The organism is Bradyrhizobium sp. 132, assembly GCF_023074185.1.
Lineage (GTDB): Bacteria > Pseudomonadota > Alphaproteobacteria > Rhizobiales > Xanthobacteraceae > Bradyrhizobium.
Map to the genome: position 1 here is coordinate 21,010 of NZ_JADPKY010000100.1, position 21,427 is coordinate 42,436.

A 21,427-nucleotide genomic window follows, 5' to 3' on the forward strand; every position below is an offset into this window, starting at 1 on the left:
CCGAAGCCTGAACATGGCTTGTCTTGAATCCCACCTGGGGTTCGCTGGCAGAGCAATTGCCCATCTCAAATCTGTTACCTAGACTAGAGTTTGACGGTACGACCGTCCGATTTACTCGGATATTCCCATTCGAGACCAGCTGAAGTGCCGGCCTGACACCTGATCGGGCCGCGTGTGGGTTGGGATAAGATAACCATTTCGACCCACTCACGGCCGAGTGGCAGCTTTTGAAATCCTGCGCGCTGGTCGCAAGAATCGCTGAACTTCTGCAGAAGCAATGGTCACTTCGTGCTCTTGCGTTGAAAGACTTCCGTACAAGAGGACATGTTGGTAGGAGATCTTTACATCATGTCCGCAGATGGCCAGGTCGTGAGATCTCATCCGCGTCTTACTGAGGGAAGGACGTGATTGACCAGTTGTCCATGGCTGGTTCAAGTTAGATATGGCGTCGGTGATGGCTGCGATTGACGATCGATTGAATGAGATCCGACACGTGCGGAATGACATTTGGCGCTGTCGAAGAAGGCTTAAAAGCGAGCTGAGTGATCTCGAGCGTAAGGTTCTCGAAGATCGCCTGCTTGAGCGGCAATCTGCCTTTGAACGGCTCCTAGCGACCACGTTTCCTTTTACATTGACACTGTCAAGCAAAATTCGGGAGCCGCAGGTCATTGGCGCGCAAAATGGCGTCGGCTCATAGAACGCATGCGCCTGCGTCAGAAACGTAGGCTCCGTCGCCGCGGACCGCCGCGCCATCATGGCCGCCGCCGAGCTGAAATGCGTCGGTCCTCAGCCTTTTCACCGATGTGCTGGCCCGCGGCGCACGGTGAGCGCCGATAATGAAACCGTTCGGGCCGGCCATCCAGGACCACGGCTGGGGGACACCGATTGCGCCGTTTCTGCGAAACCGCGGTCACCATGAGTAGCTTTCATCCGACAGAGCGATCGAAGAAGCTTGAATCGGCCGTAGCGTCAGGTTGTACAGAGCAGGCGAACGATACTCCAGACTAGGTGTAGCCGAATGAGAAGAGCCGCTATCGCTTTTGCATTATGTTCCGCTCTCGAGCTGCTCGGGCTAAGCGCGAGCGCGGTTGCGGACACAAGGCGGTACGCGTGCACGATCACTGCCGCCGATCGAGAGCCGGTCGGAGTTCGGAACGAGCGGGTCATTCTCACGGTTCAATATGGCTGCCGGATCGCGGATGGTCTCTCGCGTGACGCGGGGATTACAGCAGTGTCGGTCAGCGAGTGGGCTGCTGATAAAGGAACGTACCTAGCGTCCCTGGAATTTCACCGCGCGCTGGAGGGAGTTGCAATTGGGCAACTCTCCGAGGCGACCGGCTTCTCTAGCATGGAAGGGGAGCAAGGCATTGCGGTCGCAACTTCCGGCACGACAGTATTCAAGTTCGCATCTGGCTCATTGGCAGCCCTTTCAGGGAAGACCCTTAAATTCACCACCAAACTTACTGGCCTACGTAGCTTCGAATTGGAGTTCACAGATTGGCCAGAATCTGTTTTTTGGAAGTGACTCGTGTCTTACGCTTTATTTCCGCAAGCGCAGAAATATCCAAAGGAGTGAAGAGAGCGACGGACATTCTGCAGCAGATCGCACTGGAGGGGACTCCGCGCGGAGCTCGATCGGATGTTGCCGCTGGTGCTGCGGGTGATCCGTCAAGAGCCTGGGCGCGCATCTTCCACGGCGACACTCATGTGGAAGATAAGGTTCTCAGCGTGTTCGAGCCGCCGGCCCGAGATCATCCGTAAGGACAAGCCGGCAAGCCCAATGAGTTCGGCAAAATGATCAAGCTGCAAGATTGTCGACTAACTCTATGTCCGGCGGCGCAATGGCGATCTGTTGATCACGGCCATCGCACCTACCAGGGGGCGTGCCGCGGCTGGTGGCGACTGACGCCGGATTCTACTCTGCCAGAACGAGGCCGCTGCGAGAGCATTGGGGGGTATGCATCCCCAATCGACCGAGCAAAAGCCCTGAGCGCAAGCGCGAACAGAAGAAGCGCTGGTTCCGCGATGCCAAGAATGGCGCACGCGATGGACGCATCAGCGTGGTTAAGCGGCGAAACGGCTTCAATCCATGCTGGTAGAAGGATGACGCCGGAATGCAGCGCTGGCTCGCCCTCGGTGTAATCTCAACCTCCGCAACATCGGCCGGACGATGAGCAGCCGAGCCGCTCCGTAGATCTCGGACCCATCATGCTCGCTTCAGGCCCCCGCCGTCCAGCCGGCGGGTTTGTTTTGCCCCATGCCGTTGCCCTAAGGCTGGAAAGCATCAATTTCGCGCCGGGAAGTAGATAAAAGTAGGCTATCCACGGGCCCTATTTGCCGAACGGAGAATATGCGAAGCTTCATTGACGGAGGATGAACGCTCAACGCGAATTTGAGGGCAGCCCGCGCTGATGGAGCCGCTCTAGTGGTGTCCGTCTGTAGTGGGAGCAGCGCCTCGCGCTCATCATCAGACAGGCCTCGTTGTCGCTGCACTCGGTGCCGCGTGCCGGCGTCGGCTCACCGCGTCACGCTCCCGCAAGCGGCGTTAGAAAAAAGTCGACGGGCGAGCGATCCAAGCGCCGAATTGCGTCGGGGCGTGCCTTCCCGAGATGCTGAAGCGAGCTGCAACTGGGCTGCCGAATGACGCAGAACGCCGACCTCTTTACCCCGATTGAGCAAGGGCCAGGAGCTTGCGCCTTTAAGGCTATCGCGGGTTGAGAATCGATCAGCCCCAATGCTCTCCACGAGATCGGGTGTCGCCACTTAGAGCGCGTCTCCACGAGAGATCAACTGGAATGACGAGCGAAGCGAAAGATCGCCTGTAAGTGAAACAACGCCTTCTGCTGACACCTGAGTTCTCTTAGTCATCCAGAAGAGGTGCTGCAGCGCTCAACATCACTTGCTCAGTATCGATCGCAAACACCATGGGCGCATCTACGTGCGCTGAACTCTCTCGAGCCGATCGTGTTTGCGATCGCTCGATGGGGCGCCAAGCAAAGCTGCGCACCGGAGTGACGCCGGCGCGCGGGAAGACTCTACCTATCTCGCTGGCGGAGAGCGCAAGTGATTGTTTTGTTTCAGACAGAGCGTTAGCGGGCACGCCTGTCGGTGCCACGTAGGGTCGGGTTTATAACATCCGCATCCTGCCAGCTATCTAGCTCTACAGACGTGGGTTTTTCGTGTTCAACCAGCGCTGGCACACTCGTTGCAAACCCCTGCGCAACAGGCGGCTGTTAGCCCTTTGCATCGACATGCAGAGGGGCAGGCCGCCCCTGATGGCACGCGAGCGAGTAAAGAAGCCGATATGACCAAGGCTGGAGGGCAGGCATGACATCACCGAGACGCGTCTTGGTCACCGATTCCGTCGACAAATCAACAGCGTCACACATGGCGCTCGCAAGCGCTTAGCCGAGATGAGCTGCAACATTCTGATCGATCGCTGCGGCATGATCCAGAACCCCGCGGAGTTGCGTCCGGTAGGACCGGCCAGCGAGATTGCACGCTTTACACCTCAACGCCGGATCGGAAATCCGTCGGTCTACCGGAAAAGCGCCGCTTCTTCATTTGAGACGACAATCGAAAGGAAATTTGTATGAGCCGAGCAACTACCGAGAGCGTCGCAGAGATCAAGGCGCGCAACAAGCAGCTAATCGATGAGGTGTTGAAGGTCTACCCAGAGAAGACCGCCAAAAGGCGCGCCAAGCATCTGAGTGTTCACGAGGCGGGGAAGTCCGATTGTGGCGTCAAGTCGAATATCAAGTCCATTCCGGGCGTAATGACCATCCGCGGCTGCGCCTACGCGGGCTCCAAGGGCGTGGTCTGGGGGCCGATCAAGGACATGATCCACATTAGCCACGGTCCGGTCGGCTGTGGTCAGTACTCATGGGGCTCGCGGCGCAACTACTACGTCGGCACGACCGGCATCGACACGTTCGTGACACTGCAGTTCACTTCCGATTTCCAGGAAAAGGATATCGTGTTCGGCGGAGATAAAAAGGTCACCAAACTCATCGACGAGCTACAGGAGCTGTTTCCTCTCAACAGGGGCATTACCATTCAGTCCGAATGTCCGATTGGTTTGATCGGTGACGATATCGAGGCAGTCTCCAGAGAAAAGTCAAAGGAATATGGCGGCAAAACCATCGTGCCTGTGCGGTGCGAGGGTTTTCGTGGCGTGTCACAATCGCTCGGCCATCACATCGCGAACGACGCCATTCGAGATTGGATCTTCGACAAGAGCGCCCCAGAAGCCAGCTCTAAATTTCAGCCGACCGCATATGACGTCGCCATCATCGGTGACTACAACATCGGCGGCGACGCCTGGTCGTCACGGATCCTGCTCGAAGAAATGGGCCTGCGCGTCATCGCCCAGTGGTCCGGGGATGGATCTCTCGCTGAATTGGAGGCGACGCCGAAAGCGAAGCTCAACATATTGCATTGCTATCGCTCGATGAACTACATCTCACGGCACATGGAGGAAAAATTCGGAATTCCCTGGTGCGAGTACAACTTCTTCGGGCCTTCCAAAATCGCGGAGTCGCTGCGCAAAATTGCAAGCTTCTTCGATGATAAGATCAAGGAGGGCGCCGAGCGCGTCATCGCGAAATATCAGCCGCTGGTCGATGCGGTGACCGCGAAGTACCGGCCGCGGCTCGATGGCAAGACCGTAATGCTGTTCGTGGGCGGCCTACGTCCTCGCCACGTCATCGGCGCGTATGAGGACCTCGGCATGGATGTTGTCGGCACAGGCTATGAGTTCGGTCACAACGACGACTATCAGCGCACCGCCCAGCACTACGTCAAGGACGGCACGCTGATCTACGACGATGTCACCGGCTACGAATTCGAGCGCTTCGTCGAAAAGATCCGGCCCGACCTCGTCGGCTCCGGTATCAAGGAAAAATACGTCTTCCAAAAGATGGGCGTGCCGTTCCGCCAAATGCATTCCTGGGACTACTCGGGTCCTTACCACGGTTATGACGGCTTCGCGATCTTCGCCCGAGACATGGACATGGCAATCAACTCCCCGATCTGGGGGAAGACCACCGCACCTTGGAAGGACGCTCCGCGGCCGAGCCTCATGGCGGCGGAATAGGAAAGCCGACGCTCGGGCCCTTTCCTCCGCAGAGGAGGGAAGGGCAGGAGAACGAACACAAGAACCTGAAGAGTGCCATGATGACACAGAACGCCGAACACATCCTCGACCACTCCGAGCTTTTCCGGGGAGACGAATACCAGCAGATGCTGGCCAATAAGAAGGCGCTATTTGAGAATCCGCACGATCCCGCCGAAGTCGACCGTATCGGAGAATGGTCCAAGACGCCCGAATACCGCGAGAAGAACTTCGCCCGCGAAGCGCTAACCGTCAATCCGGCGAAGGCTTGCCAGCCGCTAGGTGCGGTGTTCGCCGCGCTCGGGTTCGAGCGCACACTGCCGTTCGTCCACGGCTCCCAGGGTTGCGTCGCGTATTATCGCAGCCATTTGTCGCGGCACTTCAAGGAGCCGACTTCGTGCGTCTCCTCGTCCATGACGGAAGACGCGGCTGTGTTCGGGGGGCTCAACAACCTGACCGACGGGCTTGCCAACAGCTACAACATGTACAAGCCGAAGATGATCGCGGTCGCCACGACCTGCATGGCGGAAGTCATTGGCGACGACCTCAACGCCTTCATCAAAACATCAAAGGAAAAAGGTTCAGTCCCCGCGGATTACGACGTACCATTCGCTCACACTCCTGCATTCGTCGGTAGCCACATTACCGGCTACGACAACACGCTCAAGGGCATCCTCGAGCATTTCTGGGATGGCAAAGCCGGCACGGCGCCTAAACTCCAGCGCAAAGCGAACAACTGGATCAACTTCATCGGTGGCTTCGACGGCTACACTGTCGGGAACATCCGTGAGATAAAGCGCATCTTCGAGCTGATGGGGATCGGCTACACGATCCTCGCGGATAACAGTGATGTGTTCGATACCCCCACCGACGGCGAGTTCCGCATGTATGATGGCGGCACGACACTAAAGGATGCCGCGAACGCAGTACATGCGAAGGCAACCATTTCCATGCAGCAATATTGTACGGAGAAGACGTTGCCCTTCATCAAGGGGCACGACCAGGAGGTCGTCTCCTTCAATCACCCTCTGGGTGTCAGCGCCACGGACGATTTCCTGATGACGCTGTCGCGTATCACCAACAAGGCAATTCCCAATGCGCTGGAGCGGGAGCGCGGGCGTCTGGTAGACGCAATGGCTGACTCTAGCGCGCATGTTCACGGCAAGAAGTTCGCGATCTACGGCGATCCCGACCTCTGCTATGGCCTGGCCGCATTCTTGCTGGAGCTTGGCGCTGAGCCGACGCACGTGCTCTCGACCAACGGAAGTAAGGGCTGGGAGCAGAAGATGCAGGCGCTGTTCGCGAGCTCGCCGTTCGGTAAAAACTGCCGCGCCTTCCCGGGCAAGGATCTCTGGCACATGCGTTCGCTCCTGTTCACAGAACCAGTCGATTTCCTGATCGGTAACACCTACGGCAAGTATCTCGAGCGTGACACTGGAACGCCGCTAATCCGCATCGGGTTTCCCATCTTCGATCGCCATCATCACCATCGTTATCCAGTGTGGGGCTATCAGGGTAGCATGAATGTGCTGGTCAAGATTCTCGACAAGATCTTTGATGAGATCGATAGAAAAACCAGCTCAGTTGGCAAGACGGACTACAGCTTCGACATCATACGTTGAGGCGAGCGCCCCGCCTCATCGTCCACAGGAACAGCAGCGCTGTGGCGGGGATCCCGGGTTATCCGCCGGGCCATCCTCTTGGTCTGTGCGAATGTCTTGACATCCCCGAAAGAGACACCATGACTTCGCTTCCCACGACCATACAGGACGTCTTTAACGAACCGGGCTGCGCCAGGAATGCGAGCAAGTCGAACGTCGAGCGCAAGAATGGATGCACCAAGCAGCTGAAGCCGGGCGGCGTCGCCGGTGGGTGTGCCTTCGATGGCGCCAAAGTCGCACTGCAGCCCTTCACCGACGTCGCCCATCTTGTGCATGGTCCAATCGCCTGTGAGGGCAATTCTTGGGACAATCGCGGTTCCGCCTCCTCCGGCTCCGATCTGTGGCGCAGAAGCTTCACCACGGACATGAGCGAGACCGACATCGTGTTCGGCGGCGAGAAGCGGCTGTACAGGGCAGTCAAGGAGATCACAGAGAAATACGACCCGCAGGCCATCTTCGTCTACCAGACATGCGTGCCCGCAATGATCGGTGACGACATCGATGCGGTCTGCAAGGCAGCGTCCGCCAAACTTGGCAAACCGATCATTCCCATCAATGCACCGGGATTTGTGGGGTCGAAGAACCTTGGCAACAAGCTCGCAGGCGAAGCACTGCTGGAGCACGTCATTGGTACCGGAGAGCCCGATTACACCACTGCTTATGACATCAACATCATCGGCGAATACAATCTGTCCGGCGAGCTCTGGCAGGTCAAGCCGCTGCTCGATGAGCTCGGAATCCGGATCCTGTCGTGCATCTCGGGGGACGGCAAGTATCGCGAGGTGGCTTATTCGCACCGAGCCAAAGCCGCGATGATGGTCTGCTCAAAGGCAATGATCAACGTCGCACGCAAGATGAGGCAGCGCTACGGCATCCCGTTTTTTGAAGGCTCGTTCTACGGTATTGAGGATTCCAGCGATTCACTACGCCAGATCGCGCGCATGCTGATCGAACGCGGCGCGCCGGCTGAGCTGATGGAACGCACACAAGCCCTGATCGCACGCGAAGAGACCAAAGCCTGGGCTGCGATTGAACGTTTCAAGCCACGCTTTGCCGCAAAGAGGGTTGTTCTCATCACCGGTGGCGTGAAATCCTGGTCGATGGTGTCCGCTTTGCAAGAGGCCGGGCTCGAGATCGTCGGCACGTCCGTGAAGAAATCGACCAAGAAGGACAAGGAACGTATCAAGGAGTTAATGGGCCAGCACGCCCACATGATCGAGGACATGTCGCCTCGCGAGATCTACAAGATGCTAAAGGACGCAAAAGCCGACATCATGCTCTCGGGCGGCAAGTCGCAATTCGTCGCACTAAAGGCGGCGATGCCGTGGCTCGATATCAACCAGGAGCGCTGCCACGCCTATATGGGCTATATCGGCATTGTCAAACTCATGGAGGAGATCGAGAAAGCGCTCTACAATCCGATATGGGATCAGCTCCGCCAAGCCGCGCCATGGGATGAGTTCGACCGAATGCGTCAGGCAAGGACGTTTGCGCAGATGTATGCGCAAGCCGCTGATCCAGTTCGAGACGCGAGCAAGAACGGCGTCAATACGATAAGTCTCTCCAATAAAAATGAGGCCAGCGGTGGCGAGAGCGCGATTGCGGCCCATGGCCTGAACCTCGCCAAGCCATGCACCAATTCCACCGCACGGTGCGTTGCTTGTAAGGACATTCGTTCCGATTTGCAGCCCCCTGCGCTGCAGGCGGCCGAGTAGGGGAACGGCATGGCGGTCGTCACTACCTCGAAGAAAGCCTGTTCGGTCAATCCGCTCAAAATGAGCCAGCCGATCGGCGGCTCATTTGCCTTCCTGGGACTGCGCGGCGCGATGCCGCTTTTGCACGGTCCGCAAGGTTGCACCTCCTTCGGGCTAACGCTGTTCGTGCGCCATTTCAATGAAGCCGTGCCGATGCAGACGACGGCCATGAGCGAGGTTGCCACCGTGCTCGGTGGCCACGAGAATCTCGAACAGGCGATCCTCAACATCTACAATCGGCTCGAGCCTGAGATCATTGGTATCAATTCGACTGGCGTCACCGAGACCAACGGCGATGACGTCGAAGCCTTCATCCGGTTGATCCGACAGAAGCATCCGAAGCTCGAAAAGCTCCCCCTTGTCTACGTCTCGACCCCGGATTTCAAGGATGCCTTTCAGGATGGCTGGGGCAAGACAGTGGCGCGGATGATCGAGATGCTTGTGGCTCCCGTCGACACGGCGAGACCGCGCGATATCTCCCGCGTCAACGTGCTACCTGGATGCCACCTCACGCCCGGCGATCTCGACGAGCTGCGCACGATTTTTGAGGATTTTGGGCTCAAGCCCTCGTTCCTGCCGGACGTCGCCGGTTCGCTGGACGGTCACATCCCCGACGAATTCACGCCCACCACGATCGGGGGCATTGGAGTGGACGAGATTGCGACCATGGGGCAGGTGGCCTGGACGATCGCGATCGGCGCGCAGATGCGCCGTGCGGCCGAGGCCATGCAGGTGCGGACAGGCGCGCCGTTCCGCCTGTTCGAGCGGCTCTGTGGCCTTATCCCAAATGACGAATTCATCGCCTTCCTGAGCCAGATCAGCGGCCGGTCGGTGCCCTGGAAATATCGCCGGCAGCGTGGACAGCTGGCAGACGCCATGCTGGATGCACATTTCCATATCGGCGGCCGCAAGCTCGCGATCGGCGCCGAGCCGGACTTGTTATTCGATCTCTCCAGCTTGCTCCACGAGATCGGCGCACAGGTAAGTGCTGCGGTGACGACGACGAACTCACCGGTGCTCCAGCGGGTCAGGACCGAGGACGTCCTGATCGGCGATCTGGAGGACCTTGAAGAGCTTGCCAGGTCGCGTGACTGCGACCTCTTGATGTCGCATTCACATGGTCGCCAGGCCGCTTCGCGACTCAATGTCCCGTTCTTCCGGGTAGGCTTTCCGATGTTCGATCGCCTTGGTGCTGCGCACCTCACGATGGTTGGCTATCGCGGCACGCGCGATCTGATCTTTGACATTGCCAATCTGATCATCACCGACCGCGAAGCGAACCATGGGCCGACGCCCGACACCTGGCGATCAAGCTGCGGCGGCCCACAGCTCCATCCACCCCAGTTGCATTGAGCAGGGAGAGAAAACAACCCGGATGAAAGTTGCATTCGCCACTCAGGACTTGAAGCACGTCGATGCCCACTTCGGCTGGGCCAAGAACATCGTGATCTACGAGGTAGGCCCGGACGGGCATCGGTTTATCGAGGCGATCCAATTCGACGGTGACCTCACCGAAGACGGCAATGAGGATAAGCTCGCGCCGAAGATCGAGGCGATCAGGGAGTGCGCAATCCTCTATGTTGCGGCGATTGGCGGCTCGGGTGCTGCGCGAGTCGTCGCCAGGAACATCCATCCGATGAAGGTGCTGCAGCCAGAGCCCATCCACGACCTTTGCGCCAAACTCGAAACCGTGCTGAAGGGGTCGCCGCCGCCCTGGCTGCGGAAGCTGCTCACCAAAAGCCGGGATCGTACGGTGGATTTCGAAGCCTGAAGGAATAAAGATGGCCGATCCGTCTGAAGTCACTCCAGCCGCCGCCGCCGCGGAATGGCCATTTCTGAAAGAGCTCATCAAGATCTGGCGCGCCCAGGACACCCACGGCGCCTGGGAGGGCAAAAAGGATCTTGAGCTGCTCGAACCCTACGTTCTCGACAAGCGCAAGCGCCGTGCGCTGCCGATCGTCGGCAATCCCGACCCGGACACGACATGGCGGCTGGAGCTGTTCTTCGACGCCGTTGCGCTCTCTATCGAGAAGGCAACCGGTGTGATGATCTCGCCAATGCTGAAGATGCATCACGAAGGGTTCGGTCGGATCGTGCTGATCGGCGGCCGGCTCGTTGTCGTGAGCAAGCAGCTGCGCGACGTGCATCGCTTTGGTTTCGACCATCTCTCTGATCTCGCCAATCAAGGCGACAAATTCGTCAACAGTGGCGTTGAGATGATCCGTAAGTTCCCGGAAGTGGCGAGTTGTTGAGGCAAGTGTGAGCGACATCGAAACTCTGAAAGCGGAAATAAAGAAGCTGTCGGCCAAGGCGACCCAGGCCAAGATGGACCTCCACGACCTCTCCGAGGAGCTGCCGGTCAACTGGTCGTCGATCCTGAGCGTGGCCCAGAAGGCCCACGCTGCCTTCAGCGAGCTCGAAAGCAAGCGCCAATATCTCGAGGCGCTGGACAAAACATAGCGGACGGTTAGCCATGTCATTCAGGACCCGCGACGGTCGCAATTGGAGGCCGGACTACCTGGTTTCTATCGATCCCAACAAGTGTATCGGCTGCGGCCGCTGCTACAAGATCTGCGGCCGTGAGGTCATGACGCTGAAGGGGCTAAGCGAGGGTGGCGAGATCATCGATCTCGACGAGGACGACGATGAGCTCGAAAAGAAGGTCATGGTGCTGAAGGACGAAGGCGCTTGCATCGGCTGCAGCGCCTGCGCCCGGGTGTGCCCAACAAACTGTCAGACCCACACACCACCTGGTTGATTCAGCTTTCTCCGACGAGATCGACGCGTGAGTTGTCAGATACAAGCTGGTAGGGAACTCCCAGATCCGACCTGTTCTGGCGTGAAGCCGGCAGTTGCCGAATCGGGCCGCGACCTCGCATGGACCGCCGGCGGCGAAGGCCAGCAGGATCGTGAAAACGACAATGCCGACACCTCGTTGAAAAGTGACTCGCCCTGCATCTCGACCTCGAGACTTTCAGGTGCCTTTACATTTTGAGCGTACCCATGACCGCCACCGCATCGGTCAGGCTGATGAGGCCGCCAAACACCAGCGCCAAAGACAGCGGCAGCGACTAACTAAGGAGACCAGCGGGCTGCCAGAATAGAAAGCCAAGGATAAACGTCGACGATCGTGGCGAAGGTGGCAAGCTCGATTCGGGGTACGGCGCGGCTTACCAACGTTGCGAGATCGACGTGGAGCGCTCCCCCGAAGAGCAAGAACCTAACAGTCCCGGTCATCACGACGGACGTGAAGTCGATCTGGAGCACTGTCTTTGTTAGCGCTTCGAGCAGATGCGTGGCGACGAAGGCAGAGATCCCGCGTTTGCCTGACGCTTCTGGCTCGATTGCAAGGTTCGCGATAGTGATGACGAAACAGTGGATCAGCATACCGTAAGCCCTGTGCAAAAAAGCGGGCTTCGTGCCCCAAACCTTCATTGGGAACGCGTGTGCGCGGATCTCATTATGGCCTGCCTGCAACAGCAGTCCACTTGCGAGAGGCCGCATATATTCCAGCAACTGGAATCGTCATTCAGGAGAACTGATAAAGAAGGTGTCGCCAGTCTGGCGTCTGGCGACTATCCGACACTGTTCTGTCGCCTTTGTTGGTCCGCGACACTGGCCTAGTTCGCGAGCTCTTGTCTGGCCTCAGGCTAATCCGCTGAAAGCAATCACAATCTTTTCCTTCTGCTGGGTCGGCCAGATTGGCACGAGTTTTGAAGCTCCTTCGTTGCGAGCCGGGAGCCGCCGACCGACCTTCATTTCGTGGATGACACCGCCATCGATGGAACGAAGAAAGAAAAGCAAAATGTCAAATCCGCATCAGACAGCATTCTATGGGAAGGGGGCCTCGGCGAAATCGCCCCGATGTTCTCAGCAGTTTGCCCGAGCGCCTGGCGCGCGCCGGTCGGATCAGCCAGCCAACAGATAAGGAAGATGGACGTGCAAGAAACCACGGCAGCATGCCGGGACGCCTTCGCCGAACTGGCGTCGCCAGCGCGCACCCACGACCCATATCCGTTTATGCGGTGGCTGCGCGAGCACGATCCGGTGCATCGCGCGGCGTCGGGCCTCTTTCTATTGAGCCGCCACGCCGATATTTACTGGGCGCTCAAGGCCACGGGCGATGCGTTTCGGGCACCAGCGCCGGGCGAACTGGCGCGCTATTTTCCGCGTGCGGCGACCAGCCGGTCACTCAATCTGCTGGCGTCTACAATAGCGATGAAGGACCCACCGGCGCATACGCGTCTGCGCAGGCTGATCTCGCGCGATTTCACCATGCGCCAGATCGAGAACCTGCGGCCGAGCATCGCGCGCAACGTCGCAGCGCGCCTGGACGGCATGGCGCCCGCGCTGGAGCGCGGGGAGCCGGTGGACCTGCATCGGGAATTCGCGCTGGCCTTGCCCATGCTGGTCTTGGCCGAACTGTTCGGCATGCCCCAGGACGACATGTTCGGGCTCGCCGCCGTCATCGACCCCATTCTGAAAGGCCTGGGCCCGCACGCCAGCGACCCCCAGCTCGCCGCGGCGGACGCGGCCAGCGCCAGGGTGCAGGCCTACTTCGGGGACCTCATACAGCGTAAGCGCACCGATCCCCGCCACGACATCGTGTCGATGCTGGTCGGCGCACACGACGACGATGCCGACACGCTGTCGGATGCGGAGTTGATCAGCATGCTTTGGGGCATGCTGCTGGGCGGCTTCTCAACCACTGCTGCGACCATCGACCATGCGGTGTTGGCGATGCTGGCCTATCCCGAACAGCGGCACTGGCTTCAGGGAGACGCCGTGGGGGTGCAGGCATTCGTCGAAGAAGTCCTGCGCCGCGATTCGCCCGTCATGTTCAGCACCACTATGCGTATCGCCCAGCGCGACATCGAATTGGGCGGCGTGGTGATCCCGAAGAACGCGGACGTGCGCGTGCTGATCGCGGCCGGCAATCGCGACCCGGACGCCTTCGCCGATCCCGATCGCTTTGATCCCGCGCGGTTCTACGGCACCAGTCCCGGCATGTCGACGGACGGAAAGATCATGCTGAGCTTCGGCCACGGCATCCGCTTCTGCGTCGGTGCGCAACTGGCCAGGGTGCAGTTGGCAGAGAGCCTGCCGCGGATCCAGGCGCGCTTCCCCACGCTGGCATTGGCCGAGCCGCCGACCCGGGAGCCCTCCGAGTTCCTTAGGACGTTCCGCGCGCTGCCGGTGCGGCTGCGTGGGCAGGGGGGCTGAGATGCGCGTCGTGGTCGACCAGGATCTGTGCGCAACCACCGGGCAGTGCGTGCTGACGCTGCCGGGCGCCTTTCGCCAGCGCGAACCGGACGGCGTGGCCGAAGTGTGCGTGGCGACGGTCCCGCAGGCGCTGCACGCCGCCGTGCGGCTCGCGGCCAGCCAATGCCCAGTCGCCGCCATTCGGGTCATCGAAAGCGACGTTGGCGATGACGAGCGCGCCAGCGCCGACCCTGCGCCTTCTCCGGGGGAGGCCGAGCTGCATGCCGCGAAAGAACAACGCAATCCAGGAGGACACGATGGCGCGGTTTGAAGGCAAGGTGGCCGTGGTGACCGGCGCTGGCGCCGGCATCGGCAAGGCAGCGCCCTCGCCATCACGCGCGAGGGCGGCAGAGTGGTGGTGGCCCACATTGATGGCTCGGCGGGCATCGCCTGCACCGCGCAGATCGCGGCCGAAGCGGGCCACGCGGCTGGCCGTGGCCATGGACATCGCGGACGCGCAGTCGGTGGCAGCGCTGCTCGAAACGGCGGAGCGGCACTTCGGTGGGGTTGACCTGCTGGTGAACAACGCGAGCGACATGCATCTGACCCCGCGCCACTGCGCGATCCTCGACCTGGACCTGGCCCTCTCGGATGAGACCATGGCGACCAATCTGCGCGGCACGCTGCTCTGCTGCCCGCAGGCCATATCGCTCGCGGCGGTGGCGCGATCGTCAACATGGGGTCGTGGCAGGGGCTCAGCGCTGACCCCGCGCAGACGTCCTACGGCGCGTCGAAGGCGGCGATGAAAATGCTGTGGGCCTCGCTCGCCACCCAGTACCGTCATGCGCAGATCCGCTGGAACGCGATTGCGCCGGGTCTCGTCATGACCGAGCGTCTCCTCGCCAAGCTGGACGAGTGCATGCAACAGCATCTGCGGCGGCACCAGCTCCTGCCGCGCGTCGGCTGCGCCGAGGGACGTGGCCGCGCTGGTGGCATTCCTGCTCTACGACGATGCTGCGTTCATCGCCGGCCAGGTCGTGTGCATCTACGGCGGCATGCTGGCGCATGTGCCGACGTACGCCGAGCGTGGCAACAGCCGCGCCGCGCGGCCTGCCGGCACACCGCCGAAGCGGCCGCGGCGCCGCGCTGCTGACGGACATGCTGCTCAACCCGCTGGACCGTCGTCACCGGCTGCGGCACGACATCCCGGTCGTGCCCGGCGCTTTCCCCCTGGTGGGGCATCTTCCCGCCATCGTCTGCGACCTGCCGCGCCTGCTGCGGCGCGCGGAAGGGATGCTGGGCAGCCACTTCTGGCTGGATTTCGGCCCTGCCGGACACATGATGACCTGCGTGGATCCGGATGCGTTCGCACTGCTCCGGCACAAGGACGTGTCCTCGGCGCTGATCGAAGAGATCGCGCCCGAATTGCTTGGCGGAACGTTGGTTACCCAGGACGGCGGCGCGCACCGGCAGGCGCGCGATGCGATCAAGGCGGCGTTCCTGCCCAAGGGGCTGACCCAGGCCGGCATCGGCGACCTGTTCGTGCCCGTCATCCGAGCGCGGGTGCAGGCGTGGCGCGACCGCGGCGACGTAACTATCCTGCGCGAAACCGGCGACCTGATGCTCAAGCTGATCTTCAGCCTCTTGGGAATCCCCGCGCAGGACCTGCCGGAATGGCATCGCAAGTACCGGCAACTGGTGCAGTTGATCGTCGCGCCCCCGGTCGACCTGCCCGGACTGCCCTTGCGGCGCGGCCGCGCCGCCCGCGACTGGATCGACGCGCAGTTGCGCCAATTCGTCCGCGACGTGCGCGCGCATGCCGCGCGCACCGGGTTGATCAACGACCTGGTGAGCGCCTTCGATCGCAGCGATGATGGGATGTCCGATGACGTCCTGGTCGCCAATATCCGCTTGCTGCTGCTTGCCGGTCACGACACCACTGCCTCGACGATGGCCTGGATGGTGATCGAGCTGGCGCGGCAGCCTGTGCTGTGGGACGCCCTGGTCGAGGAGGCGCAACGCGTGGGCGCGGTGCCGACCCGGCACGCGGACCTGGCGCAGTGTCCGGTCGCCGAGGCGCTGTTCCGCGAGACGCTGCGCGTGCATCCGACGGCCACGCTCCTGCCGCGTCGCGCGCTGCAGGAATTGCAACTCGGCCAACGGCGCATTCCCGCGGGCACCCATCTGTGCATCCCGCTGCTCCATTTCTCGACCTCGGCGTTGCTGCACGAGGCGCCTGATCAGTTCCGCCCGGCGCGGTGGCTGCAACGCACGGAGCCGATCCAGCCGCTGGACATGCTGCAGTTCGGTACCGGCCCACACGTCTGCATCGGCTACCACTTGGTATGGCTGGAACTGGTGCAGTTCTGCATTGCCTTGGCGCTGACCATGCACAAGGCCGGGGTGCGGCCGCGGTTGCTCAGCGGCGTCGAAAAAGGCCGGCGCTATTACCCAACCGCACATCCGTCCATGACAATCCGCATCGGCTTCTCATGAGCTGGCATCGCATCCCCGTGTGGCGAGGCAGCGGCGCCGGCGACGGGCGGCATTGCTGCACTGGGCGCGTGCGCTCGGTGCGACGCCGGCAACACCGCGGCGGCTCGGCGCTCGCCGTCGCCGTGTCAGGTACAAGGACATGAACAACATGCAGACCGGTTCTACGCTACACGACGACCGAACTGGCGTTTCCGCGCTCGGCGGATTGGGCGCGCAGGTGCGCGGCGCATCCGGCAGGCTGCTGCCGGAGATCTGGATGCAGGACGGCGCAAAGCGGGTCGAACAGGCGTTGGCGCGTCTTCTCTGCGCCGAAGACGATGGTGAGGCCGAGCTGATGGCGGCGATGCGCTACGCCACCTTGAATGGCGGGAAGCGCACCCGCGCCTTGCTCTGTCTGGCTGCCGGCGCACTGGCCGACACGCCGGCGCACATGCTCGACGACATCGGCGCCGCCATCGAGATGATGCATGCCTGTACCCTGGTCCACGATGACCTGCCCGCGATGGACGACGACGTGCTTCGCCGCGGCCTTCCGACCGTACACGTCAAGTTCGGCGAAGCCACTGCGATCCTGGTCGGCGATGCGCTGCAGGCGCACGCCTTCCTGACCCTGGCGAGGCTGGATGTGCCGGGCGACAACCGTATCGCGCTCGTGCGCGAACTGGCGCAGGCGGTGTCCGCCGAGGGTGCCGCAGGCGGGCAGGCCATGGATCTGTCGCTGGTCGGAAAGCACGTCGAGCTGGACAGGATCGTGGCGATGCACCGGATGAAGAGCGGAGCGCTAGTGCGCGCGTCCGTTCGCATGGGCGCGCTATGCACCATCGCCGAAGATGCCGTGCACGCTGCGCTGTACTGTGCGCTCGATCGCTACACGGCCTGTTTCGGCCTGGCATTGCAGGTGGTCGACGACATTCTCGACGCGACAGCTGATACCGCGACGCTGGGCAAGACCCCCGGCAAGGACGCGGCGGCGCAGAAGCCGACCTGCGCGTCGATCATGGGGCTGCAGGCAGCGCGCCAGTTCGCGCTGGATTTATTGCGCGACGCCGGAGAGGCCATCGCCCCACTGGGGCCGCGTGCGGAACGGTTGGCGCAGATGCTGCAGCGGGCCAACGCGTATCTGTTCAAGCACGCGCCATGCGCATGAACGCGCCCGTCTACGTGGAGTCGCACCTGTGCCGTTGCGATCGGCCGGCGGCAGCGGTGCATGCTGCACTGTGTCCGAGTCCGCGGCGCCAATCGCAGCGGTTGCCCAGCACGGCCCCGGCGCGCTGCGCGCAAGCCTATGCGGCGGATCGGCGCCAGCATCGGCGCGTTGCCGCATGCGCGGGGCCGCGACGGGCCCGCGGCGACGTGCGCGGTGTCTGCCCGGACCGTCTGCAGAAGGAACATCCCGAGTGAACGCGCTTTCCGAACAGATCCTTTCCGAATTGCGCCACCTGCTGAGCGAGATGAGCGACGGCGGCAGCGTCGGCCCGTCGGTCTATGACACGGCGCGAGCTCTACAGTTCCGCGGCAACGTCACCGGTCGGCAGGACGCATACGCATGGCTTATCGCGCAGCAACAGGCCGATGGCGGATGGGGAAGCGCGGACTTCCCGCTGTTCCGCCATGCGCCCACTTGGGCGGCGTTGCTGGCATTGCACGGTGATCCTCTTCCCGGCGCTGCCGACGCAGTCCAGGCTGCAACCCGGTTCCTCGAGCGCGAGCCCGATCCCTACGCGCATACGGTGCCGGAAGACGCGCCCATCGCCGCGGAGCTGATCCTGCCGCAGTTGTGCGGCGAGGCCGCATCCTTACTGGGCGGCGTGGCGTTTCCGCGCCACCCGGCGCTGTTGCCGTTGCGGCAAGCGTGCCTGGTCAAGCTGGGGGCGGTAGCGACGTTGCCGAGCGGCCATCCGTTGCTGCACTCCTGGGAAGCCTGGGGAACCTCGCTGACCACCGCATGCCCGGATGACGACGGCAGCATCGGCATCAGTCCGGCGGCCACCGCCGCGTGTCGTGCGCACGCAGTGACACAGGGGAGCACGCCGCAGGTCGGGCGCGCCGACGCGTATCTGCTAGCGGCATCGCGGGCGACGCGCAGCGGCATCGAAGGTGTCGTTCCCAACGTCTGGCCGATCAATGTGTTCGAGCCATGCTGGTCGCTGTACACCCTGCATCTGGCCGGGCTGTTCGCGCATCCCGCGCTCGCCGAGGCGGTGCGCGTGATCGTCGCGCAGCTCGACGCGCGCCTGGGCGTGCGCGGTCTGGGCCCGGCCTTGCACTTCGCGGCCGATGCGGACGACACCGCCGTTGCGCTGTGCGTCCTGCGCCTTGCAGGCCGCGACCCGGCGGTCGATGTGTTACGCCATTTCGAACTCGGCGAGCTGTTCGTCACCTTCCCCGGCGAGCGCAATGCCTCGGTGTCGACCAACATCCATGCTCTGCATGCGTTGCGACTGTTGGGAAAGCCCGCCGCCGGGACCAGTGCCTACGTCGAGGCCAATCGCAACCCGCATGGTGTATGGGACAACGAAAAATGGCACGTTTCGTGGCTGTATCCCACCGCGCATGCGGTCGCTGCGCTGGCGCAAGGCAAGCCCCAGTGGCGCGACGAGCGCGCGCTGGCGGCGCTGCTGCAGGCGCAGCGCGACGACGGCGGCTGGGGCGCCGGTCGCGCGTCCACATTCGAGGAAACCGCCTATGCGCTGTTCGCGTTGTACGCAATGGACCGGAGCGAAGAGCCGACAGGGCGCCGGCGCATCGCGCAGGCGGTGGCGCGTGCGCGCGAGTGGATGCTCGCCCGCCATGCGGCGCATGCATTGCCGCAGACGCCGCTGTGGATCGGCAAGGAACTGTATTGCCCCACCCGGGTCGTGCGCGTGGCCGAACTCGCCGGGTTGTGGCTGGCGCTTGGTTGGGGGCGGCGCGTCCCGGCCGAGGGAGCAGGAGCGGCGCCATGATCCAGACCGAACGCGCGCTGCAGCAGGTGCTGGAGTGGGGGCGTTCCCTGACCGGGTTCGCCGACGAGCATGCCGTGGAAGCGGTCAGGGGCGGCCAGTACATCCTGCAGCGCATCCAGCCGAGCCTGCGCGACACCAGCGCCCGCACCGGCCGCGATCCGCACGACGAAACGCTGATCGTGGCGTTCTATCGCGAACTGGCGCTGCTGTTCTGGCTCGACGATTGCAACGACCTTGGCCTGATCGCGCCGGAGCAGCTCGCTGCCGTGGAGCAGGCGCTGGGGCAGGGCGTGCCGTGCGCGCTGCCTGGATTCGAGGGCTGCGCTGTGCTGCGCGCTTCGCTGGCCGCGCTCGCCTACGATCGTCGCGACTATGTTCAGCTTCTTGACGATACCCGGTGCTACTGCGCGGCGCTGCGCGGCGGACACGCGCAGGCGGTAGGGGCGGAACGCTGGTCCTACGCCGAGTACCTGCACAACGGCATCGATTCGATCGCCTACACGAACGTGTTCTGTTGCCTGTCGTTGCTGTGGGGGCTGGACATGGCGACCTTGCGCGCGCGTCCGGAGTTTCGCGAGGTCCTGCGGCTCATCTGCGCGATAGGGCGCCTGCACAACGATCTGCATGGACGCGACAAGGACAGGTCGGCCGGCGAGGCCGACAACGCGGCGATCCTGCTGCTGCAGCGCTATCCGGCTATGCCTGCGGTGGAGTTCCTCAACGACGAGCTGGCCGGCCATACGCGCATGCTGCACCGGGTGATGGCGGAAGAACGCTTTCCCGCGCCGTGGGGACCGTTGATCGAGGCCATGGCGGCCATCCGCGCGCAGTACTACCAGACCTCGAGCAGCCGCTACCGCAGCGACGCTGCGGGGGAGGCCAGCGTGCGCCGGCCTGAACGCGCGGGAGGCGGCGGCGTGCGCGCGCTGCCGTCGGTCCGATCCGACGCAACGCCGTCGCCCGACGCGACGGACGGAGCGAGCATGAGCGACACCGCCCTGAGCCGGCGCAAGGACGACCATCTGGACATCGTGCTGGATCGACGAACGGCGCCGGCCACGGTCGCCGCCGGCTGGGAGTACGTCCGTTTCGAACACTGCGCATTGCCCGAGTTGGACCTGACGCAGATCGACCTGCGCGCCTCGCTGCTGGGCAAGACCATGCGTGCCCCGCTGCTGATCAGCTCCATGACCGGCGGCATGTCACGCGCCGAGGCCATCAACCGGCATCTGAGCGAGGCAGCGCAAGCCTTGGGGATTGCCATGTGCGTCGGTTCGCAGCGCGTGAGCCTGCAATCCCGCAACTCCCAGGGGCTGACGCGCGCGCTGCGCCGCCTAGCCCCAGACATTCCCTTGCTGGCCAATATCGGCGCCGCGCAACTGCGCGAGGCCGACGGCCTGGACCTGGCGCGCCGCGCGGTGGATGCGCTGGAGGCCGATGGACTCATCGTCCATCTCAATCCGCTGCAGGAAGCGGTACAGCCGGAGGGCGACCGCGACTGGCGCGCCGTCCTGGCGCAGATCGCTCGCGCCGCGCGCAGCGTGGGCGTGCCGATCGTGGCCAAGGAAGTGGGGTCGGGCCTGTCCGCCTCGGTGGCCTGTGCGCTCGTCGAGGCGGGCGTGGCGGTGATCGATGTCGCCGGCGCCGGCGGCACCAGTTGGGCCGCGGTGGAGGGCGAGCGCGCCCGCGATGCCGCCGACCGCACAGTGGCAATGGCGTTCGCTGATTGGGGAATTCCGACCCCAGCCAGCCTGCAGGCGGTACGTGAGGCGCTGCCAACGGTGAAGCTGATCGCGTCGGGCGGGATCCGCGACGGCGTCGACGTGGCCAAGGCCATTCGCCTGGGCGCGGACATCGCCGGGCAGGCGGCCGGCGTGCTGCGCGCGGCTACGGTATCCACCGAGGCGGTTGTCGCGCATTTCGAGATCGTCATCCGCCAGTTGGCCGTCGCCTGCTTCTGCACCGGCTCGGCTGATCTGGCGGCGTTGCGTCACGCGCGCTTGTTGCCATCGGCGCATCTGCCCGCCGGTTGATGGCGGCGTCGCCCGGACTTGCGGCGGGCGCCTAGTCTTACTCAGCTAGAAAGTCGCGGATGCGGGGGATTCGCGGTGCTGGCGGATTTGCTCGGGTGCTGCTTCGTGATCAGGGAGGCGCCCCGCCATGCCCGACTGGACAGCCGAGAGTGAAGCCGCGTCCGGCGCCTATGTCGATGCTTTGATCGGGGTGATCGGCCACGCCGAACGAGCTGAGCCTCTG

General features: G+C 62.7%; 16 protein-coding genes and 2 pseudogenes. 17 read left to right on the plus strand and 1 reads right to left on the minus strand.

The features are described from left to right. Positions 1-1,231: 1,231 nt before the first annotated feature. The 9 genes from IVA74_RS20060 (at position 1,232) to fdxB (ending at position 11,286) form a co-directional block, all read left to right on the plus strand. On the plus strand, positions 1,232-1,525 hold the full coding sequence (locus IVA74_RS20060; protein ID WP_247347497.1) for a hypothetical protein: 294 nt from the start codon (positions 1,232-1,234) through the stop codon (positions 1,523-1,525). 2,067 nt (positions 1,526-3,592) lie between these two features. Beyond that, on the plus strand, positions 3,593-5,095 hold the full coding sequence (gene nifD / locus IVA74_RS20065) for a nitrogenase molybdenum-iron protein alpha chain (RefSeq protein ID WP_018457672.1): 1,503 nt from the start codon (positions 3,593-3,595) through the stop codon (positions 5,093-5,095). An 80-nt stretch (positions 5,096-5,175) separates the two neighbouring features. Further along, on the plus strand, positions 5,176-6,735 hold the full coding sequence (nifK, locus tag IVA74_RS20070; RefSeq protein WP_247347533.1) for a nitrogenase molybdenum-iron protein subunit beta: 1,560 nt from the start codon (positions 5,176-5,178) through the stop codon (positions 6,733-6,735). A 119-nt stretch (positions 6,736-6,854) separates the two neighbouring features. Further along, positions 6,855-8,489 carry a nitrogenase iron-molybdenum cofactor biosynthesis protein NifE gene (nifE, locus tag IVA74_RS20075; protein ID WP_247347534.1) on the plus strand — a complete coding sequence of 545 codons (1,635 nt, stop codon included), beginning with the start codon at positions 6,855-6,857 and terminating at the stop codon, positions 8,487-8,489. 9 nt (positions 8,490-8,498) lie between these two features. After that, positions 8,499-9,881, plus strand: coding sequence for a nitrogenase iron-molybdenum cofactor biosynthesis protein NifN (gene nifN, locus IVA74_RS20080; protein WP_247347500.1), 1,383 nt, complete (start codon positions 8,499-8,501; stop codon positions 9,879-9,881). A gap of 22 nt (positions 9,882-9,903) precedes the next feature. Continuing rightward, entirely contained in the window at positions 9,904-10,299 is a 396-nt protein-coding gene (nifX, locus tag IVA74_RS20085; RefSeq protein WP_247347502.1) for a nitrogen fixation protein NifX, read from the plus strand. 10 nt (positions 10,300-10,309) lie between these two features. Continuing rightward, positions 10,310-10,780 (plus strand): NifX-associated nitrogen fixation protein, encoded by a 471-nt coding sequence (locus IVA74_RS20090; protein ID WP_018457677.1) that lies wholly within the window; start codon positions 10,310-10,312, stop codon positions 10,778-10,780. A 7-nt stretch (positions 10,781-10,787) separates the two neighbouring features. Then, entirely contained in the window at positions 10,788-10,988 is a 201-nt protein-coding gene (locus tag IVA74_RS20095) for a CCE_0567 family metalloprotein (RefSeq protein ID WP_018457678.1), read from the plus strand. A gap of 13 nt (positions 10,989-11,001) precedes the next feature. Continuing rightward, positions 11,002-11,286 (plus strand): ferredoxin III, nif-specific, encoded by a 285-nt coding sequence (gene fdxB, locus IVA74_RS20100; RefSeq protein WP_018457679.1) that lies wholly within the window; start codon positions 11,002-11,004, stop codon positions 11,284-11,286. A gap of 317 nt (positions 11,287-11,603) precedes the next feature. Here the strand turns inward: fdxB and IVA74_RS20105 are convergent, their stop codons facing one another. Continuing rightward, positions 11,604-12,044, minus strand: a complete 441-nt coding sequence (locus IVA74_RS20105; RefSeq protein ID WP_247347505.1) for a hypothetical protein — start codon at positions 12,042-12,044, stop codon at positions 11,604-11,606. A 417-nt stretch (positions 12,045-12,461) separates the two neighbouring features. On the opposite strand from IVA74_RS20105, the gene IVA74_RS20110 reads away from it, so the two are divergent. The 8 genes and pseudogenes from IVA74_RS20110 to fni all read left to right on the plus strand — a co-directional run bounded on the left by IVA74_RS20110 (position 12,462) and on the right by fni (position 21,204). Beyond that, complete coding sequence (locus tag IVA74_RS20110; RefSeq protein ID WP_247347535.1) at positions 12,462-13,751, plus strand: cytochrome P450; 1,290 nt, start codon at positions 12,462-12,464, stop codon at positions 13,749-13,751. Position 13,752: 1 nt separating this feature from the next. Then, the gene (locus IVA74_RS20115) at positions 13,753-14,061 is read left to right on the plus strand and encodes a ferredoxin (protein ID WP_247347507.1); all 309 of its coding nucleotides are present in this window, start codon (positions 13,753-13,755) and stop codon (positions 14,059-14,061) included. Next, positions 14,048-14,883, plus strand: a pseudogene (locus IVA74_RS20120) (SDR family oxidoreductase). Before IVA74_RS20115 ends, IVA74_RS20120 begins: the two are co-directional and overlap by 14 nt. 5 nt (positions 14,884-14,888) lie before the next feature. Beyond that, positions 14,889-16,226 carry a cytochrome P450 gene (locus tag IVA74_RS20125; protein ID WP_247347509.1) on the plus strand — a complete coding sequence of 446 codons (1,338 nt, stop codon included), beginning with the start codon at positions 14,889-14,891 and terminating at the stop codon, positions 16,224-16,226. A gap of 148 nt (positions 16,227-16,374) precedes the next feature. Next, on the plus strand, positions 16,375-17,373 hold the full coding sequence (locus IVA74_RS20130; RefSeq protein ID WP_247347536.1) for a polyprenyl synthetase family protein: 999 nt from the start codon (positions 16,375-16,377) through the stop codon (positions 17,371-17,373). Positions 17,374-17,623: 250 nt separating this feature from the next. Next, positions 17,624-19,171 (plus strand): hypothetical protein, encoded by a 1,548-nt coding sequence (locus tag IVA74_RS20135; protein WP_247347512.1) that lies wholly within the window; start codon positions 17,624-17,626, stop codon positions 19,169-19,171. Then, a pseudogene (locus IVA74_RS20140) lies at positions 19,168-20,069 on the plus strand (hypothetical protein). The gene IVA74_RS20135 and the pseudogene IVA74_RS20140 overlap by 4 nt, the downstream one beginning before the upstream one ends. A gap of 85 nt (positions 20,070-20,154) precedes the next feature. Then, on the plus strand, positions 20,155-21,204 hold the full coding sequence (fni, locus tag IVA74_RS20145; RefSeq protein WP_247347513.1) for a type 2 isopentenyl-diphosphate Delta-isomerase: 1,050 nt from the start codon (positions 20,155-20,157) through the stop codon (positions 21,202-21,204). Positions 21,205-21,427 lie beyond the last annotated feature (223 nt).

Bases quoted from the DNA above. Each gene is read 5' to 3' on its own strand.
- fdxB (WP_018457679.1), top strand. From the start codon at position 11,002: ATGTCATTCAGGACCCGCGACGGTCGCAATTGGAGGCCGGACTACCTG.
- nifX (WP_247347502.1), top strand. From the start codon at position 9,904: ATGAAAGTTGCATTCGCCACTCAGGACTTGAAGCACGTCGATGCCCAC.
- IVA74_RS20130 (WP_247347536.1), top strand. From the start codon at position 16,375: ATGCAGACCGGTTCTACGCTACACGACGACCGAACTGGCGTTTCCGCG.
- fni (WP_247347513.1), top strand. From the start codon at position 20,155: ATGAGCGACACCGCCCTGAGCCGGCGCAAGGACGACCATCTGGACATC.
- IVA74_RS20110 (WP_247347535.1), top strand. From the start codon at position 12,462: ATGGACGTGCAAGAAACCACGGCAGCATGCCGGGACGCCTTCGCCGAA.
- IVA74_RS20125 (WP_247347509.1), top strand. From the start codon at position 14,889: ATGCTGCTCAACCCGCTGGACCGTCGTCACCGGCTGCGGCACGACATC.
- nifK (WP_247347533.1), top strand. From the start codon at position 5,176: ATGACACAGAACGCCGAACACATCCTCGACCACTCCGAGCTTTTCCGG.
- IVA74_RS20090 (WP_018457677.1), top strand. From the start codon at position 10,310: ATGGCCGATCCGTCTGAAGTCACTCCAGCCGCCGCCGCCGCGGAATGG.
- nifD (WP_018457672.1), top strand. From the start codon at position 3,593: ATGAGCCGAGCAACTACCGAGAGCGTCGCAGAGATCAAGGCGCGCAAC.
- IVA74_RS20115 (WP_247347507.1), top strand. From the start codon at position 13,753: ATGCGCGTCGTGGTCGACCAGGATCTGTGCGCAACCACCGGGCAGTGC.
- nifN (WP_247347500.1), top strand. From the start codon at position 8,499: ATGGCGGTCGTCACTACCTCGAAGAAAGCCTGTTCGGTCAATCCGCTC.
- nifE (WP_247347534.1), top strand. From the start codon at position 6,855: ATGACTTCGCTTCCCACGACCATACAGGACGTCTTTAACGAACCGGGC.